Genomic DNA, 18,326 nt, shown 5'->3' on the forward strand with positions numbered 1-18,326 from the left:
TTATTTGTTGGAATTTTTTGTGTATAAAAAATATCAATCTAAAAAAAATTCTTACTATCTTGCACCCCAATGAAATTTTTCACTCTAATTTTTAGCTTTTATCTCTTGGCGCTTTCAATAGTGCCTTGCAGTGATGCTTTTAATTCTGGAGAGATCAATAAAGAAACGACCACCTTCTCAGCCTCGCACGATCATCCTACGGACACTGCAGATTTCTGCAGTTCGTTCTGTGTCTGTAACTGCTGCACTACGCCGGTGATCTCAAAATCTCACGCCTCTTATCTTACAATTCCTGCAATTAAAATTTTACCTGAACAAAAATTCATTTTACGTAAACTTTCCTTTATTTCTGTTTACTCGGGTAACGTCTGGCATCCGCCCCAAATTACTGCATAATACTTCTCATCTGATCTTCGTCAATTTCGATGCTGCGCGAAGCGTAATGTCTACTTGTTGATGGTTCTATATCAGCCAACCTTTCTGTTTCTTCAGTTAGGTCTCAACTCAATTTTTATTCATCTTTAATTGAATGTAAAGTGTTAAATCGTATTATAAATTTCAGCATACAGAACAAACTTGTTATTGGGGTAATGACTTTGTTTCTTATTATTTGGGGCGTTTGGAGCGCTACCAAACTGCCTATCGATGCCGTCCCCGATATTACCAATAATCAGGTTCAGATTATTACCGTGTCTCCCACCTTAGCCGGACAAGAGGTAGAACAACTCGTCACTTTTCCCATCGAACAGAGTATCGCCAATATTCCGGATGTGGAAGAAATCCGCAGTATTTCGCGCTTCGGCTTGTCGGTTATTACCGTCGTCTTTGATGAAAAGGTTGATGTTTACTTCGCCCGGCAACTCATCAATGAAAAATTAAAAGAAGCAGAACGAAATATTCCCGCAGGAATCGGTACGCCTGAATTAGCGCCCGTAAGCACAGGTCTGGGTGAAGTGTATCAGTACATTTTACACCCGAAAAAAGGCAGCGAAAATAAATACAACGCCAGCGATCTGCGAACCATGCAGGACTGGATTGTTGCCCGACAACTTAATGGCACCAAAGGAATTGCAGAAGTCAACAGTTTTGGGGGTGAACTTAAACAATATGAAGTCGCTGTAAATCCAGACCGTTTGAAAGCAATGGGAGTCAGCATTTCAGATATTTTCACGGCGCTGGAAAAAAACAATGAAAATACGGGTGGCGCTTATATTGACAAAAAACCCAACGCCTATTTTATTAGAGGAATTGGACTAGTCACTTCTTTAGAGGATGTCGAAAACATCAGCGTAAAAAATGCCACTGGAAATGTTCCTATTTTTATTAAAGATGTTGCCGAAGTTCGTTTTGGCAGTGCTTTAAGATATGGAGCAATGACCTACAATGGTGAAGTGGATGCTGTTGGTGGCGTGGTGATGATGTTGAAAGGCGAGAACAGCAATGAAGTCGTAAAACGCATCAAAGAAAAGATCCCGGTGATCCAAAATTCTTTACCGGATGATGTAATTATTGAATCTTATTTGGATCGTACAGAATTGGTAGACCGCGCTATGACTACAGTGGAAACCAATTTAATTGAAGGTGCCCTGATCGTTATTTTCGTTTTGGTTTTATTTCTAGGGAATTTTAGGGCAGGCTTGATCGTGGCTTCGGCGATTCCTTTATCCTTGCTATTTGCCTTGGGAATGATGAATGTCTTTGGGGTCAGCGCGAATTTAATGAGTTTGGGCGCCATTGATTTTGGATTGATCGTCGATGGAGCCGTTATCATCGTGGAGGCAACCGTTCACCATTTGGGTCTACGGAAATCGATGCACACGCTCACCCAGAAAGACATGGATCGAGAAGTTTTTCAGTCTGCATCGAAAATTAGAAACAGTGCAGCGTTTGGAGAAGTTATTATCTTAATCGTTTATATTCCGATCCTTACTTTAGTCGGTGTAGAAGGCAAAATGTTTACGCCGATGGCAAAGACCGTGGGATTTGCCATATTAGGTGCTTTAATTTTATCAATGACTTATATTCCGATGATGTGTGCCTTATTTTTATCGAAGAAAGGTTCACAAAAGAAGAATTTTTCGGATAAAATGATGACTTATTTGCAAGGGGTTTACCAACCGCTTTTGGAGAAAGCCATTAAAATTAAATACTGGCTGGTTGGCGGAACGGTCGCATTATTTGCGGTAAGTTTACTCTTATTTAAAAATATGGGTGGCGAATTTATCCCGCAGTTGCAGGAAGGAGATTTTGCTTTTCACTGTATTTTACCGCAGGGAAGTTCTTTGAGTCAAAGTGTAGAAACCGCCTCACAAGCTTCAAAAATAATTAAAGGTTTTGATGAAGTAAAAATGGTTGTGGCCAAAACAGGGTCTGCTGAAGTTCCTACCGATCCTATGCCGCCGGAAGCCAGTGATCTGATCATCGTTCTTAAACCTCAAAAAGAGTGGAAAACTAAGAAAAGTTATGACGAACTTTCATCAGAAATGTATGAAAAATTAGAAGTCATTCCGGGTATTTTTTTTGAAACCAATCAGCCGATCCAAATGCGTTTTAATGAATTGATGACCGGTATCAGACAGGATGTAGCCGTGAAGATCTTCGGTGAAAATCTGGACAGTCTTTCTATTTATGCCAATAAAGTGAGTCAAGTCTTACAAACAGTTGAAGGCACGAGCCAGCCACAAGTGGAACAGGTTCAGGGTTTACCGGAAATAAATGTGGAGTACGACAGAACGCGCCTTGCCAATTATGGAATCAATGTGGAAGAGGTGAATAGTGTACTGAGTACTGCTTTTGCGGGAAAAGTTGCTGGGCAGGTTTTTGAAAATGAAAGACGGTTTGATCTGGTCGTACGATTGGACAGTCTTCACAGAACAGATATTGACGACGTCAGTAATTTGATGATTCCCACCAATACGGGAAATCAAATTCCATTGTCGCAGGTTGCCACCATAGAATATAAATTAGGACCCACTCAGATCAGTCGCGAAGCCGGCAAGAGAAGAATATATGTAGGTTTTAATGTCACCGATAGAGATGTTCAAAGTGTGGTTAAGGAAATTCAGAAAAAACTGGAGGAGAAAATACAATTGCCCACGGGATATTATTTCACTTATGGCGGACAATTTGAAAATCTCGAAAAAGCGACGCAGCGGCTTTTGATCGCCGTGCCTTTATCGCTTTTACTTATTTTTGCCTTGCTTTATTTCACTTTTAATTCGGTGAAGCAGGCCAGTTTAATTTTCACTGCCATTCCGATGAGTGCCATCGGTGGCGTGTTTGCCTTGCTTTTGCGGGATATGCCTTTCAGCATTAGTGCTGGCGTAGGATTTATCGCTTTATTTGGAGTGGCAGTTTTAAATGGAATCGTCCTCATTGGAACTTTTAATCAATTGGAAAAAGACGGCGTGACCGATCTGTTTCAGCGGGTAATTCAAGGAACAAAAGAAAGATTAAGACCGGTTTTAATGACTGCAACGGTTGCGAGTGTAGGATTTCTACCCATGGCTTTATCACAAGGCGCCGGCGCGGAAGTTCAAAAACCTTTGGCGACCGTGGTGATCGGAGGATTAATCACAGCAACCTTCCTAACTCTTTTCGTGTTGCCTTTGCTTTACATTATCTTCAATTCAAAATTTAATTTTCGAAAAAGACTTAAAATGAAATCTATAACGACAATCATCGTTTTGTTTCTTTCCTCGATTGGCTTTACCCTGAATGCGCAGGAAATCAAAATTCTTGGAATTGACGAAGCGCTGGAAATCGCCGTGCAAAATAACGGAACCATCAAATCGAAGAATTTAGAATTAAAATCTTCGCAAAGCTTAATGAAAACGGCCGGAGAAATTCCGAAGCTGGAGTTCAATGCGCAGGTGGGGCAATACAGCAGTGAAAAATTTGATCAGTCTTTCCAGATTTCACAGACGATTCCCTGGCCTACTTTATTTGGAGCGAGAAAGGAACTTTTAAAATCAGAAGTGAGAGGCAAAGAATTGCAGATTGAACTCTCGGAACTTGAATTAAAAAATCGGGTTCGGACCTACTTTTACCAGATTCAGTATTTGGAAAATAATCAGAAGCAGTTGGCTTACCTCGATAGCTTATATATTGATTTTATACGAATTGCTAAATTAAGGTTTAAAGTCGGCGACATTAAAAAGGTGGAGATCAGCACCGCAGAAGTTAAAAAAGGAGAAATTTATTTGTTGCTGAAACAAAACGAAGTCTATCTCAACAGTGCGTATCAAAGTTTAAAAGCACTTTTAAATACAGAAGATTCTTTTAAAATTAAAGAAGAAGAAAATTTTCAGCCTTTATTAGCAAGTGCTTTAATGGATGAGACTGCCATCGCTAATCATCCTGCGGTGAAGGCTTTATATCAGGAAGCGCTTATCGCCGAACAAAATAAAGAAATTCAGAAAGCGCAAAACTTACCGGATTTAACACTTGGATATACGAATCAATCCCTAATTGGAAATTTTGATGTTGGTGGAAGAGATGTGTTTTACGGTTCAGAAAGAAGGTTCCATTCCGTTTTAATTGGAGTTTCAATTCCCATATTTACCGCTTCAAAAGCAAAAATAAATTCCTTTGACCTCACTAAAAAAGCGCTAGAAGCCAAGGCTGACCAGGAGAAACTGGAACTCAATGCGCAACTTCAAAATGCGTTACAACAGTACGGGCAAGATGTTCAACAATATCGATATTATTTAGATCAGGCTTTACCGAACGCGAAAGACATCGTTTTTGCCGCACAACTGGGTTATCGTACAGGTGAAATTTCGTATGTGGAATATTTATATGCTTTGCAAACCGCCACTGATTTGCAGCTCAACTACCTAAAAAGTATTCAGCAAATTAATCAATCTGTCATAAATATCAATTCAATAATCAATCAATAATTCGATATGGAATTCAATATAAAAAAATCACTATTCTCTTTCCTTTTTCTAAGTTCGTTTCTGTTTGTGACCCAATGCAGTAAGCAGGAAAAAACTAAAGAAAAGGAAACCGTTTCGAAAGAAGCCGAAGTTCACGAGGAAGAAGCAGAAAATATAGTTTCACTCACCGAAGAGCAAATGCAAAGTGTCGGAATTGAAGTAGGCAAAGTGGAACAGAAAGAACTTACCGCCACTATTAAAGCCAATGGAAATTTAAGTGTGCCCAATAACAGCAAAGCAAATGCGACGTCTTTGTACGGCGGAGTAATCAAAACACTCAGAGTACAAATTGGCTCTTATGTGAAAAAAGGGCAGGTTATTGCAACCATCGAAAATCCTCAGTTCATCCAACTGCAGGAGGATTATTTAACCACTCTGGATCGAATTAGATTCGCACAGCAAGAGGAGAGACGACAGCGAGAATTGTACGCCGGAAATGCCGGAGCGCTAAAAAATTTACAAAATGCAACAGCGGAGTTAAGAACGCTTTCCACGCGCAGAGCGTCTTTGCAACAGCAAATTCGATTGATGGGAATTAATGTGAATGCTGTTTCGAACGGAAATCTGAGATCGCAGTTGGTCGTAACCAGTCCGCTAAGTGGCGTAGTCAGCGATGTTTTTGCAAAGATCGGGAGTTACGTTGATGTTTCTTCGCCTATTGCAGAAATTGTTGATAACAGTTCTCTGCATTTGGATCTGCAGGTTTTTGAAAAAGATCTACCTAAATTAAAAGTCGGGCAGATCATCCACTTCACTTTGACAAATAATCCTGCCATAGAATATGATGCGCGCGTTTTTAGCATAGGTTCTTCCTTTGAAAATGACAGTAAAACGATTGCAATTCACTGTAAAGTAACGGGTAATAAAGAAGGGTTAATTGATGGAATGAATATCACCGGGATTGTGAGTCTCAGTGATGTTACCGCGCCAGCAGTACCAAACGGAGCGCTTGTAAGTGCAGATGGTAAAGATTATATTTTTGTGGTGACCAAAAAAGAACCCGCAGGACATGTAGAAGAAGAGGGCGCTGCGCCAAAATCTGCAAGTGAAGAAAAAGCACACGCCGAAGAAGAAAAACATGGTATTAATTTTGAACGGATCGAGGTTGCAAAAGGCGTAAGTAATATGGGCTACACGGCTGTTACTTTCGTAAAAGAAATTCCGGAAGATACCCAAATTGTTACAAAAGGTGCTTTTTTCATCAATGCTAAACTAGTTGGTGGCGGCGGTCACGATCACTAAAACTTACTTTAAAAAAATTATATGAAACATCAACATACTTATGACGCGCAGGGAAAACAAACTTGTTGCAGCGAAGAAGAGAAAATATATACCGAAGCAGGTGCAGAAGAAATTTTAAAGCCAGAGAAAGCTCTCCGAAAAAGTTTCAACGCAACGCCAGCAGATGATTCTCACGCGGGTCACGATCACGGAGCAGACGACGATCACGACCATACCAATATGGAAGGCAGTACTTTTAAACTTTTTCTGCCCAGTATCATCTCTTTATCGTTGCTTCTTATTGCATTGTATTTTGATCATCTTTTAAAACCTGACTGGTTTACAGGTTGGGTGCGAATCGCTTGGTACATTGTCGCCTATCTTCCGGTCGGATTACCAGTATTGAAAGAGGCATTCGGAAGCATCAGGCAAGGCGCTTTCTTCTCGGAGTTTTTCTTAATGGGAATTGCCACGGTCGGAGCTTTTGGAATTGGCGAATATCCAGAAGGTGTAGCCGTAATGTTATTTTATTCTGTCGGTGAAGTTTTTCAAACCTTGGCTGTTTCCAGAGCGAAAGCCAATATTAAAAGTCTGCTGGATCAAAGACCCGATGAAGTCACAGTCCTCAGAAATAATATTCCGGAAATCATCAAGGCTGAAAAAGCAGAGATCAATGATATTATTCAATTAAAACCTGGAGAAAAATTAGGTCTGGATGGCGAATTGCTTTCTGAAAAGTCATCCTTTAACACTGCAGCTCTAACCGGCGAAAGTAAACCAGACACGAAGTCTAAGGGAGAAACTGTTTTGGCTGGAATGATCAATTTGAACACCGTTTCCCAAGTAAAAGTGACCACTGCTTACACGGATAGCAAACTAAGTAAAATATTGGAATTGGTTCAGAATGCCACGGCTCAGAAGGCGCCCACGGAATTATTCATCCGAAAATTTGCAAAGATTTACACTCCTATCGTGGTTTACCTTGCCATTGCGATCACCTTTGTACCTTACTTTTTTGTGGCCAATTATGATTTTGCCGATTGGTTATATCGTGCCTTGGTATTTCTCGTAATTTCCTGTCCGTGCGCTTTGGTGATCAGTATCCCACTGGGTTATTTCGGCGGAATTGGAGCTGCGAGTAAAAATGGAATTTTATTTAAAGGCAGCAATTTTTTAGATGTTATTGCCAATATTCAAAATGTGGTGATGGATAAAACCGGAACCATGACGGAAGGTGTTTTCAAAGTTCAGGAAGTTATTTTTAATAAAGATTTTGATCAGGCAGAAATTTTAGAAATGGTCAATGCGCTAGAAAGCAAAAGTACGCATCCTGTTGCCACGGCGATTCACGAATTTGTGGGAGAGGTTAATACCAATATCCAGTTAGAAAATGTGGAAGAAATTGCAGGTCACGGTTTGAAAGCCACGGTTTCAGGCAAAGAATTACTAGTGGGTAATTTTAAGTTGATGGACAAATTTAATATTTCTTATGATGCTGAGGTGAGCAAAATTGTTTACACGCTCATTGCTATTGCCTACGACAAAAAATTTGTAGGTTATCTCACAGTTGCCGACAGCATCAAACAGGACGCGAAACTGACCATCGAAAAACTGAAATCCCTGGGTATAAAACCGACGATGTTGAGCGGTGATAAAAATGCCGTTGTTCAGTTCGTAGCGAAGGAATTGGGCATTGAAAATGCTTTTGGTGATTTATTACCGGAAGATAAAGTAACTAAACTTCAGGAAATAAAGGCAACGAATCAGAGTGTGGCGTTTGTAGGAGATGGTGTGAATGATGCGCCAGTTGTTGCTCTAAGTGATGTCGGAATTGCCATGGGTGGACTTGGAAGTGATGCCACGGTGGAAACTGCAGATGTGGTGATTCAGGATGATATGCCAAGTAAAATCCCAATGGCCATCAATATCGGGAAGCAAACGAAGAAAATTGTTTGGCAGAATATCACTTTGGCTTTTGTGGTAAAAGGAATTGTTTTAATTTTGGGAGCAGGTGGTTTAGCGACCATGTGGGAAGCCGTTTTTGCGGATGTTGGAGTAGCGCTTTTGGCAATTTTAAATGCGGTTAGAATTCAACGAATGAAGTTTTAAATAAATTATTTCCGCTAAAATTTATTGATAAAACCTAGGTAATATTTGCAAATACTTTGAGATTTTATTCGATAAATCGCGAAGTCGTTTCCAATAACTTTAAAAAAAAATAGTAAAACTAATTATCACAGACTATTCATTAGCACCTAAATTAGCACCCAAAAATAAAAGACCCTGTAAATCAATTGATTACAGGGTATTCTGTGGAGTTGGAGGGACTATAATACCTTATTTCCTTTTAATTCAACCGCTACTATTAATTTACTTAATATTATATAAGTTACTGATTAATAGTATTTATAGTGGTTTTTTTAAATGCTAAAAGTAAGATGAGTTAAGATAGATTAAATATTTATTGACTAAAGATGGACTAAATATGGACTAAGTTGTATATTTGTATAGTTCAAACTTACAATTATGGCAACTATTAAATTTATTCTGCAGTCAGATAAACCAAACGCACCTATTTACGCCCGTTTTAGAGATGGTCAATCTATTGACCTTAAAAGAAAAACAAGGGAATCCATAAACCCCGAATTTTGGGACATCAAAAAGAGTAAACTTAAAAACATTCAGTCCGCAAACGAAACGACGTTAAAACATATTGAAAACGTTAAAACAAAACTGTCTGAAATAGAAACTTTTATTTTTGACCAATACCGTAAAAGGAGCGAAAACGAAATAATTAACGGTATTTGGTTAGACGAGATTTTAACCGCCTTTTATACTGGAGGGCGGAAATTAGAACAATTAGATTTTTTAGATAATTATTTAGAGTATTATAAAACTGATGTTTTGCCATTCCGTAAAAATAGAGGTAAACAAATTGCAGATGCAACCACTAAAAAACAATTGACAATTATTACAAAGATTTTAAATTTCTGCAAAATTCAAAACCGACGTTTAAAAGTTTCCGACTGGGACGTTTCAATTTCTAATAAGTTTGAGCAGTATTTAGAAAAACAAGGTATTGCAAAGGGAACAATCGGGCGTTATATCAAATATCCTAAAACGATTATAAACCACGCTAAAACGCTAAATATTGAAGTCAATAAAAATATTGACCAAATTAAAGGTTATACGACCGAAACCCCTACTATTTTCATTACCGAAAAGGAATTACAAGGCATTCAAAAATTAACTTTTTTAGAACCTCAACTGGAAACCGCTAAAGACTGGTTAATTATTGGTTTTTACACAGGACAAAGGGCGTCCGATTTACTACAAATGACGGCTAAAATGTTTTTTGAAATTGACGGACATACATTTATTAACCTCCACCAACAAAAGACGAAAAACGGGGTTCTAATACCTTTACACGATGAAGTTAAAAAGATAATCGAAAAAAGAAACGGACAATTTCCGCCCTTGTTTTCCGCAAATATTGAAAGTGCAAAAACTATTTTTAATAAACATTTACGAACCATTGCAAAAAAGGCAGAAATTAACCGTTTGGATTATGGTAAAAAATACGATGCAAAACTAAAAAAGAATATTTACGGGCAGTATCCACTTTGTGAAATAATAAGTTCCCACGTTTGCAGACGAAGTTTCGCAACTCACAATTATATTAAAGTTCCCACGCCTATAATAATGGCAGTAACGGGACATAGAACCGAAAAGGAGTTTTTAAATTATATCGGTAAGGATTTTAACGACCAATCAAAAGAAATTCTAAACTACTGGAGAACCGCCCAACAATCTATTGAAACGGAAACCACGCCCGAAACCAAAACTGCAAACTAATCTATTTAGACTGTAGAAATATTTTAAATTTGTCTAAACGTTCAAACCTTACAATTATGCAAAAACCAATTTACGAAATTTTTGATAGTATCCGTTCGGGTGAAATGGGTGATTCTCAAATGCATAAATTCATAATGGATTATTCTAATAATTATGATATTGAAATTTTGAAACTACTTTTGAGAGATTTAGAGTTTTATTTTTTTATGGAAAAAGAAGAAAAAGAATCTGAGTTTTCATGGGATGAAAAGGAAAAGAAAATTAAAGAATTAGAAGAAAAAAATAAAGAAATTCCAGTTTATCCAAGTTTTAAAGGTGCTATCGAACTAACTCAAAAACAATTTGAAGCAAAAGAAAAATTAAAGAAAACAGGGTGGGACTTTGATAAAATGCCTCCAAATATAGATTGGGAAAAAATCTTATATCCTTTTGAATTTTTTTGTTTGTATCAATTTGAGCGGTTATTAAAAAACAAAATAGTTGAAGTAAACGAAAAGAGTTTAAATGAGAATAGAACTGTAGTAACTAATATTTTTGAAATTCCCGAAAATGAATATTCAGGAAAAAATGAGTTAAGTCCAAAAGAAAAATTAATCGTTTTAGATAAATTGGGAATTGTCGAATTGTTACGTCAAAAATTAAATTTTAACGATAACGCCACTCATTTAGCAGAAATACTTGGAGCGATTACGGGAATAGATAACACCAAAGGAACTTTAACAGGATATTGTAATTATCTTACACGTTCCGACCATTCAAACAAAAATAGTCCTTATAGTAGTGAGAACACCGTAAATAAGGCAATGCAAATTTATAATACTTTCAAATTAAAAGATAAAACAAACTAAACAGGTTTGTTTTTTTTTATTTCAGTCAATTAAAAATAAGTATTACTTAGTAATTACTTAGATTCCCTTTGTAGTGTTCAATTTAAAACATTACAAAATGGAAACAATTAATTTCGTCGGCATAACGCCTGACAATTTTCTAAACGAATTAGTAAGTAAAGTTAAAACCGCATTACTAAACGATCTCGAAAAGTCTTTCAAAGACAACGAACCAAACCGATACTATACTGCAGATCAAATTTGCGAACGGTTCAGTATTACCAAACCGACCATACACGAATACAGAAAACGGAAAATCATAAAATCCTATAAATTAGGGTCACGGGTTTATTACCGTTTAGATGAGATCGAAAACGCAATGATTATTAACGATTAATTTTTATTGCTATGACGTTCATTCCTGATAACTACAAATTAACGTACAAACTTAACGACGTTAAAAAGACTTTCAGACAATATCAAATAGAGTCTGCAGAAATACCAAACCTTTTGCCTGAACTGGTACGCACCGAAAAAAACAACGGTTTTAATTCAATTACTGGAGCGGAAAACATTTTAAAGGTTCGCAATGCAACCAACTGGACTAAATGCAGTTTAGCAGGATTAAGACCAACTGGAATACCTAATTTTTACTATTCAGATTTGCCTGTTAATGACGTTAAATCCTTAATAGTAGCATTCATACCCGATGACTGGGAAACGGTCGTTTTAAGGGTCTGCAAACAGTTCTATCCAAAGGGAAACCCTGAATACAGAAACCGTTTAGTAAAACACCTAATCACTAATTTTTAGAGCCAAAAAAAGGGAGTGCAAAAACTGCATTCCCTTTAGGCGTTCAAACCTAACAACTGGATAACCATTTGTTAAAACAAAGATACTTATTTATGATTGATTTTATAAAGATAAACTACAGTAATACAGGTTACATTTTACCGACTTCATTAATAGATTTTAAAAGTGGTTTTAATCTTAATACGGGAGAAATTGAAGAAAATATAACGGGTAATTATTACGACTTTAAAATAAAACGTTTCGGTTCGGGTCGTACAATGATAACTGGAAGTATTCATAAATTCTTTAACCGTCACGATTTTAACGGAAATGATTTGACCGCTATTAATTTCCAAAAATCGGTTTTAGATTTAAGAAACGAAATAAATTTAATCCCTGATGAGTGCATACTGGAAAACGTCGAAATAGGAGTAAACGTTCAGACTGATTTTAACCCTAATTTGTTTTTAGATAACCTTTTATTTCATAGAACAACGGAATTTAATAAACCAATTTCGGGCGTTCACTATATGCAGTCTAAAAAGGACAACTACATTATAAAAATTTACAATAAGACCGCCCAAAACAACCGTGTTTTAAGGGGTTTAGAGCGTGAATTGAAAGGTAATAACATAACGCAAAAGGAACGCACCCAAAAGGAAAGTTTAGCGCAAATAATTAAAGACCAATTAAAAGATAATACGTTGAGGTTTGAAATAAAATTTTTAAAGATGGAAGTATTAAATAAAATGGGAATTAAAACAACTGCAGACCTTTATAAACGTGAAATATTTGAACAGTTTAAACAGTTATTATTGGAGGAATTTAACGAGGTTTATTTTTTTGATTATACAACCCAAATTCATAAAATGAAACCTATAAACCAAATTAGTTTTAAAGATTATCGAAACCCTAACTTTTGGAAATCGTTAAATCGAAAAGATAAATATTATCATAAAAAAAGGTTTAACCAATTAACGTTGGAATATTCCCAAGATTTAAAAGGTAAAATTTCCGAAATAATTTCCAAAAAGATAGACCAACTGACCGCCAAAAGTTTAGACATTTTAACCGACATTTTAGCACCTGAAAAAACGGTAAACTTTAGACAAATTAACCATTCATATATAGGGGTAAAACGTCCCAATATTACTACAGAAAATAACAGGGTTTGTTTAGTAACTGGATTAAATATTTCTATGCAAAAAAAGACTTCAAAATATTTGTGTTCAACTGGTTTGATTTATTATTTAGAAAATGAACCCGATATTTATAAACGGTTAAAAGATAAATATCTGACTGCAGAAAAAAGGGGTTCGGAATTACGAAAACAAATTTATTACATAGCGCACAATATTAGAAACACAAAAACGAACGTGGAACATAATAAACGGAACAACCGCCAACGATTTGAGCAAAGAAATTACCCTAAACACCAATTACAGTTTAGTTTTATTCCTTAATAATTTAGGTTATTAATTTAAAATTGAAACCTTACAAAACCTTACATTTTTTAAAAAAAACCTTACAATAATTTACATTTATATTATGGGTAGATGGTCAACATATCCAACAACGGTAAACGACTTAAGAGAAATTGATATTTCGTTTTTGTCAAAACACGATTATTTAAAACCTGATGACTTTAGATCGGGCGTTATTACGTGGAGTCATTCCAACGGTAATAAAAACAGTATTTCAGTACGTACGGTTACGAACGATACAAACGGGGTCTTAACTTTAGATTATACCTTTAACAATACTGAAAAAATCAATTATCAAATACATTTAATTACACGCCCCTCTAATTTGGGAGTGGGTTTAATATGGTTTTTTGTTTGTCCTTATACTGGTAAGGTTTGCAGAAAATTGCACCTTATACACGGTTATTTTAAACACCGTTCTGCATTATCGGGTATTATGTACCAAAGTCAAATAGAGTCTAAAAAATGGAGGGAATGGAGCAAAGTTTTTAAGGGTGATTTTGACGATAAACTTTATAGTGAAGTGTACAGTAAAGGTTTTAAAAAATTTTATGCTGGTAAAATGACAAAACGTTATTCCCGTATTTGTAAAAAAATAAAAGAATCTGAAAATTTAGATTTTAGAAAGTTTTATAAATCGTTTGGATTATAAACGGTCGATTAACTAAAATCTTATAAACTCTAACAGTTAGTAATTACGAACATTGTATGCAAAGAAATGAGTCTTAAACGGTTCATTTTTTTGTTTCCTGACCGTATCAAATTATTACAATTATACTGCAATATGTTGCAAACTTTTTAAAGGTTATAACTTCAATAAATAGTAGTAAAAAGACGTTAAAAATAAGTTATGGACTAAATATGGACTAAATAAAAAATAACTTACTGAAAATCAATAAGTTATTTTTAAAATAGTGGAGTTGGAGGGATTCGAACCCTCGTCCAAACAAGCAACACATAAGGCTTCTACATGCTTATTCTGCTATTGATTTTCGACCGGAGACAGAGAACAGACACCCAATCACCGACTTAACTTCTTTAGTTTTCGATCTCGAACCGAAGTCTTTCGAGACTTATTTCTGCATTGCTATGCCTCAGAATCAAACGCCGCAGAACGGAGCATTTGTGAGACATCTTGCCTCCTTACTATCTTCGGGAGAGCGCTTGAATCCTACTTTATTCAGATTAAGCTGCAAGAGCGAACTCTTCGTTGCCAGTTAAAAGTTTGTAGCAAGGGATTTAAGAGATCGCGCTACGGTTCTCTGCATGCTTACTTATCCATCGATCTTGCTGTCGAAACCAGTCAACCCCAATGTTTGTAAGACTACAAAGATAAGCAAAAATAGTTCTAAAATTATAATCATTTGGGTGTATCCTTTACATGATCATTGCGCGCTCGCCTTGCTCGCGCTCCATTCCTTCTTGGTCCTGGATTTCCGGTTAAATCTTTTTTATTTTCCCAACGTTAATTCCATCACTAGAATAAAAATATTCTACTGCAAATCTGTAGTCATTATTGATACAACTACAAAAAATTCCAAAGGAAATAATTCATCAACCTAATTCCACTACTTCAGTATTTTTGATGAAATGTATAGAATTTATTTTGCAGGGTTGTACTTTTAATCACCGTTTGCTAGGGCAGAAAGCCTTCCGGCATTAACTGCTTAATACATTTTTGGATTGCGTTTGCGGGGATTACATTTAAATCAACCTCCCTCATTACCTCTATCTTGGGAATTTTAACAAAAAACAAATGCCCTTTTTCTAAAAAAATCATAAAAGGGGTTAAAGACGGTTAAACTTTTACCCAATAAAACATTAAATGGATATTTAAACCCCTATCAGATTTATTTTTACGAAAATTATAATGAATGAAAACAAAACTACTTACTCTTATACTCCTTTTAGGAGTTTCTTTTCTTTTTGGCCAGAAAAAATACGTGATAGGAAATGTGAAGAATGAAGCTCAGGACAATATTCCTCAAACCTATATTTACAATCCGCGCACAGAAGAAATTGTGGTTACTGATAAGTCCGGTGATTTTATTATTTCCGTAATTCCGAGCGATGAGCTTCGTATTGTGAAAGCGGGATTTGAGAGGCTAACCTTAAGAATTACTGAAGATAGTTACAGCAAACCAATGCAACTTACGCTTAGTAAATTGCCTTTTGATATTGAAGAAGTAACCATTGCATTTAATCCGACTGGTAATTTAAAGAAAGATCTGGCATACTTTAAAACCTCAGCCAAGAAAGAGAAGCTGAATACCGAAATGAATAAATATATGAGAGGACCTTTAACTGAAATGGTGCCGCAAAATAACATTCCCTCGATGTTCGTTATTAAAAAGCCAGGTGATGGGCAGATTTCGCTGCTAACTATTGGTTCTGACGGATCAGGTGGCATTTTTGGCTTGATCGGAAGCGCAATTATAGGTAAGAAAAACAAGCCGACACCACCGAATCATGCTGAAGTTGAAGATTTTTACCGCCGCGTAAAAGAGGTCGTTAATTTGGGTTATTTCAAAAGTTATGGGATATCAGAATATGATTTTGATATATTTTTAGCCTATGCAGACCAGACTCATTCCCTTTCAAAAAAGTACTTTAGGAACTTTAATAAATCGGCGATCGAAACGGAGCTGAAAGTTGCTTTGATAGAATATCTTAAAACCCATAAAGTGAATTCTTGATGTGTAGAATAGTTGTGTTGTTTTTATTTTGTTTATCGTTTAATTCATTTGGGCAGCAAGTTTCGGGTATCGTTACAGATGATGAAGGAAACCTTCTTCGCGCGACTATGGTATTTAATATGAAAACCGAGCAGAAGTCTTATACTAATAGTAGTGGTGAATTTAGTATTGAAGCAAATGTGCGTGACGAGTTACGATTCATTCGGGCAGGTTTCGAGAGAACTTCAAGAATTGTAAATCAATATGATCTTAGTAATCAATTAAAAGTCGTTATCATCAGAAGTGCGGAGAATATTGAAGAAGTAAAAGTTCCTGCGGTACGACTGACCGGAGATTTAGATAAAGACACCAGAAATTTAGCAAAGCTTGATAAAGTGGCTCAGCTTCAAAGGGAAGTAGGAGTTCCCGGACCACCAGAAAAACCCAGAGAAACTCCACCACCTACAATAGAGCGCGCAGGCGTCCTACGTTACGCATTGAGTAATTTAAATTTTAATAATTTATACAAAAACATTTCTGGGGATGCCCGCAGAATGCGTACGCTTTATCGTTACGAAGATCTTCAGGATCATATTTCCTGGTTAAGAGAAAGAATACCTGATGAATATTTCATAAAAATGGGAATACCTGAAGAAAAAATTTCGGAGTTTTTACAATTTTCAATTGGGGTGCAACCGGAGATCACTAAAGGAATCGAAGTTAAAAATCTCTCGAAAGTACTTTTCCTTTTAGAAGAAACATTTCCTATTTATATTGATAAAATGTCCATGAAAGCCAAACCATAATGGCTCGTTATGCTTTTTTAATATTTTTGTTATTTTCCATCCATTTCTTTGCACAAAAGGTGTCCGGAATCGTCGTTGATGAAGATCAGAATCCTCTTTCTGCCGTGTTGGTATTTAATATGAAAACAGAAGAGAAAACATACACCAATTTCGATGGAGAATTTATCATTAAAGCAATTGCGAATGAGGAATTACGATTTGTTAGAAAAGGGTTCGAAAGAAATTCTACGAACGTAAATCAACAGAATTTGAATGTTGCTGTTAAAGTTATCCTTATTCGAAGTATCCAAGAAATTGAAGAAGTAACCATTGCGTACCAACCAACAGGAGATTTAGTAAAAGACGAGAAAAATTATGGTGACACAAAATTGGTTGCTAAAATGAAATTAGAAACCGCAGAATATATTCGTTCAGAATCGTCACCAGAAGTTTTAGCGCCAAAACCAGGTGAATTTGTGCAACCTGTTGGACCCGGGTTCTCGGGCGGTTCTATAAAAAATCAATGGGATGATGTGGATTTTATGGAATTCCTTATTGAAAATATCGGCCAAGATTTTTTTACCGATGATTTGCGTCTCACGAAATCAGAAATTCAACCTTTCATTTATTATGTATTCAGAAATTTTCCCCGAAAAAGAATTCTCTTTAGAGGAATATGCACACAATATGACCTTTCACGCTTTACAAAAGAAGCCTATTTGAAAATAGAATCTTACCGAAAAAACCTGCCTAATTCTGTGTCTCCAAAGAAAAAGTAAAATTGATTTTTAGTGTAGAAGCAACCTGTTATTAAATATCATCCATGTTAATTTGCACTAAATGGTAATTCCGGGATTTTATCTTCGTTGGTGAAAGATTAGGGTTAAATATAATACTAAATATAAATAATCGCAAAAAAACAAATCAAAAATCCGTACCTTTAAGGATAAATTTCACCCTAAATCATAAAACAAATGAACAAAAATATCATTACTATCGCCATTGCTGCACTGGGTTTCATTATCGGAGTTGCAATCCTCGGTAATGCCATTAAAAATAGAAATAAGTCAGATAATACAATTTCTGTAACTGGTTTAGGAACTAACAAATTTACTTCTGATTTGATTGCGTGGAGCGGCAATTTCTCACGGAACAGTTTTGAATTGAAGTCTGCTTACGATGAACTCGCTAACGATAAAAAAGTGATTGAAAACTATTTGGTTTCAAAAGGAATCCCGAAGGCACAAATGGTTTTTTCGGCTGTAGATATTCAGAAGCAATTTAATTATGGCAGTGATGCCAATGGTCGAAGTATTCAAACTTTTTCTGGTTATCAGCTTTCACAAACGGTATCAATTGATAGCAAAGATGTGGCGAAAGTCGAAAACCTTTCCCGTAACATTACAGAAATTATTAATTTAGGAATTGAGTTCACATCATCATCTCCTAATTATTTTTACACCAAATTAGCCGATGTAAAACATGAAATGATTGCGGATGCGACCAAGGATGCGAAGCAACGAGCGGAGAAGATTGCAGAGAATGCAGGTTCAAAATTAGGTAATCTGAAGAAAGCAACCATGGGCGTTACTCAAATTACTGCACCTAATTCTACCGAAGAATATTCCTATGGTGGCACATTTAATACCTCTTCCAAAGATAAAGAGGCGAGTATCACCATTAAACTGGAATATGAAGTCAATTAAAAAAAGATAGCAGGTCATTATTTGTGAAAAATCAGATACTG

General features: G+C 36.1%; 14 protein-coding genes and 1 other RNA gene. 14 read left to right on the plus strand and 1 reads right to left on the minus strand.

What is annotated here, in order from left to right; all coding sequences use genetic code 11:
- Positions 1-105 precede the first annotated feature (105 nt).
- The 10 genes from FNJ88_RS08480 (at position 106) to FNJ88_RS08525 (ending at position 13,771) form a co-directional block, all read left to right on the plus strand.
- On the plus strand, positions 106-396 hold the full coding sequence (locus FNJ88_RS08480) for a DUF6660 family protein (RefSeq protein WP_143852769.1): 291 nt from the start codon (positions 106-108) through the stop codon (positions 394-396).
- A 140-nt stretch (positions 397-536) separates the two neighbouring features.
- A complete protein-coding gene (locus FNJ88_RS08485) occupies positions 537-4,901 on the plus strand; it encodes a CusA/CzcA family heavy metal efflux RND transporter (RefSeq protein ID WP_143852770.1) in 4,365 nt (1,454 codons plus the stop codon).
- 6 nt (positions 4,902-4,907) lie between these two features.
- Entirely contained in the window at positions 4,908-6,182 is a 1,275-nt protein-coding gene (locus tag FNJ88_RS08490) for an efflux RND transporter periplasmic adaptor subunit (protein WP_143852771.1), read from the plus strand.
- 21 nt (positions 6,183-6,203) lie between these two features.
- Positions 6,204-8,270 carry a heavy metal translocating P-type ATPase gene (locus tag FNJ88_RS08495; RefSeq protein ID WP_143852772.1) on the plus strand — a complete coding sequence of 689 codons (2,067 nt, stop codon included), beginning with the start codon at positions 6,204-6,206 and terminating at the stop codon, positions 8,268-8,270.
- A 417-nt stretch (positions 8,271-8,687) separates the two neighbouring features.
- Positions 8,688-10,016, plus strand: a complete 1,329-nt coding sequence (locus FNJ88_RS08500) for a tyrosine-type recombinase/integrase (RefSeq protein ID WP_143852773.1) — start codon at positions 8,688-8,690, stop codon at positions 10,014-10,016.
- A gap of 56 nt (positions 10,017-10,072) precedes the next feature.
- Complete coding sequence (locus tag FNJ88_RS08505; protein ID WP_143852774.1) at positions 10,073-10,864, plus strand: hypothetical protein; 792 nt, start codon at positions 10,073-10,075, stop codon at positions 10,862-10,864.
- Between the two features lie 97 nt (positions 10,865-10,961).
- Entirely contained in the window at positions 10,962-11,240 is a 279-nt protein-coding gene (locus FNJ88_RS08510) for a helix-turn-helix domain-containing protein (RefSeq protein WP_143852775.1), read from the plus strand.
- 11 nt (positions 11,241-11,251) lie between these two features.
- Entirely contained in the window at positions 11,252-11,656 is a 405-nt protein-coding gene (locus tag FNJ88_RS08515; protein ID WP_143852776.1) for a hypothetical protein, read from the plus strand.
- 92 nt (positions 11,657-11,748) lie between these two features.
- Positions 11,749-13,098, plus strand: a complete 1,350-nt coding sequence (locus tag FNJ88_RS08520; RefSeq protein WP_143852777.1) for a hypothetical protein — start codon at positions 11,749-11,751, stop codon at positions 13,096-13,098.
- Positions 13,099-13,183: 85 nt separating this feature from the next.
- Complete coding sequence (locus tag FNJ88_RS08525; RefSeq protein ID WP_143852778.1) at positions 13,184-13,771, plus strand: hypothetical protein; 588 nt, start codon at positions 13,184-13,186, stop codon at positions 13,769-13,771.
- Positions 13,772-14,031: 260 nt separating this feature from the next.
- On the opposite strand, the gene ssrA is transcribed toward FNJ88_RS08525, so the two are convergent.
- Positions 14,032-14,430, minus strand: a transfer-messenger RNA (tmRNA) gene (gene ssrA, locus FNJ88_RS08530).
- A 563-nt stretch (positions 14,431-14,993) separates the two neighbouring features.
- Here ssrA and FNJ88_RS08535 point away from each other — a divergent pair.
- The 4 genes from FNJ88_RS08535 to FNJ88_RS08550 all read left to right on the plus strand — a co-directional run bounded on the left by FNJ88_RS08535 (position 14,994) and on the right by FNJ88_RS08550 (position 18,285).
- Positions 14,994-15,815, plus strand: a complete 822-nt coding sequence (locus FNJ88_RS08535; RefSeq protein WP_143852779.1) for a hypothetical protein — start codon at positions 14,994-14,996, stop codon at positions 15,813-15,815.
- Positions 15,815-16,600, plus strand: a complete 786-nt coding sequence (locus FNJ88_RS08540) for a carboxypeptidase regulatory-like domain-containing protein (protein WP_143852780.1) — start codon at positions 15,815-15,817, stop codon at positions 16,598-16,600. The genes FNJ88_RS08535 and FNJ88_RS08540 overlap by 1 nt, the downstream gene beginning before the upstream one ends.
- 59 nt (positions 16,601-16,659) lie before the next feature.
- The gene (locus tag FNJ88_RS08545; RefSeq protein ID WP_185145795.1) at positions 16,660-17,358 is read left to right on the plus strand and encodes a carboxypeptidase-like regulatory domain-containing protein; all 699 of its coding nucleotides are present in this window, start codon (positions 16,660-16,662) and stop codon (positions 17,356-17,358) included.
- A gap of 195 nt (positions 17,359-17,553) precedes the next feature.
- Positions 17,554-18,285 carry an SIMPL domain-containing protein gene (locus FNJ88_RS08550; RefSeq protein WP_143852782.1) on the plus strand — a complete coding sequence of 244 codons (732 nt, stop codon included), beginning with the start codon at positions 17,554-17,556 and terminating at the stop codon, positions 18,283-18,285.
- Positions 18,286-18,326 lie beyond the last annotated feature (41 nt).

The sequence above is a fragment of the Chryseobacterium sp. SNU WT5 genome (genome assembly GCF_007362475.1).
Lineage (GTDB): Bacteria > Bacteroidota > Bacteroidia > Flavobacteriales > Weeksellaceae > Kaistella.

Excerpts from the sequence above, each read along its gene's own strand:
- FNJ88_RS08550 (WP_143852782.1), top strand. The coding sequence starts at position 17,554 with ATGAACAAAAATATCATTACTATCGCCATTGCTGCACTGGGTTTCATT.
- FNJ88_RS08505 (WP_143852774.1), top strand. The coding sequence starts at position 10,073 with ATGCAAAAACCAATTTACGAAATTTTTGATAGTATCCGTTCGGGTGAA.
- FNJ88_RS08520 (WP_143852777.1), top strand. The coding sequence starts at position 11,749 with ATGATTGATTTTATAAAGATAAACTACAGTAATACAGGTTACATTTTA.
- FNJ88_RS08515 (WP_143852776.1), top strand. The coding sequence starts at position 11,252 with ATGACGTTCATTCCTGATAACTACAAATTAACGTACAAACTTAACGAC.
- FNJ88_RS08490 (WP_143852771.1), top strand. The coding sequence starts at position 4,908 with ATGGAATTCAATATAAAAAAATCACTATTCTCTTTCCTTTTTCTAAGT.
- FNJ88_RS08500 (WP_143852773.1), top strand. The coding sequence starts at position 8,688 with ATGGCAACTATTAAATTTATTCTGCAGTCAGATAAACCAAACGCACCT.
- FNJ88_RS08495 (WP_143852772.1), top strand. The coding sequence starts at position 6,204 with ATGAAACATCAACATACTTATGACGCGCAGGGAAAACAAACTTGTTGC.
- FNJ88_RS08525 (WP_143852778.1), top strand. The coding sequence starts at position 13,184 with ATGGGTAGATGGTCAACATATCCAACAACGGTAAACGACTTAAGAGAA.
- FNJ88_RS08535 (WP_143852779.1), top strand. The coding sequence starts at position 14,994 with ATGAAAACAAAACTACTTACTCTTATACTCCTTTTAGGAGTTTCTTTT.
- FNJ88_RS08540 (WP_143852780.1), top strand. The coding sequence starts at position 15,815 with ATGTGTAGAATAGTTGTGTTGTTTTTATTTTGTTTATCGTTTAATTCA.
- FNJ88_RS08510 (WP_143852775.1), top strand. The coding sequence starts at position 10,962 with ATGGAAACAATTAATTTCGTCGGCATAACGCCTGACAATTTTCTAAAC.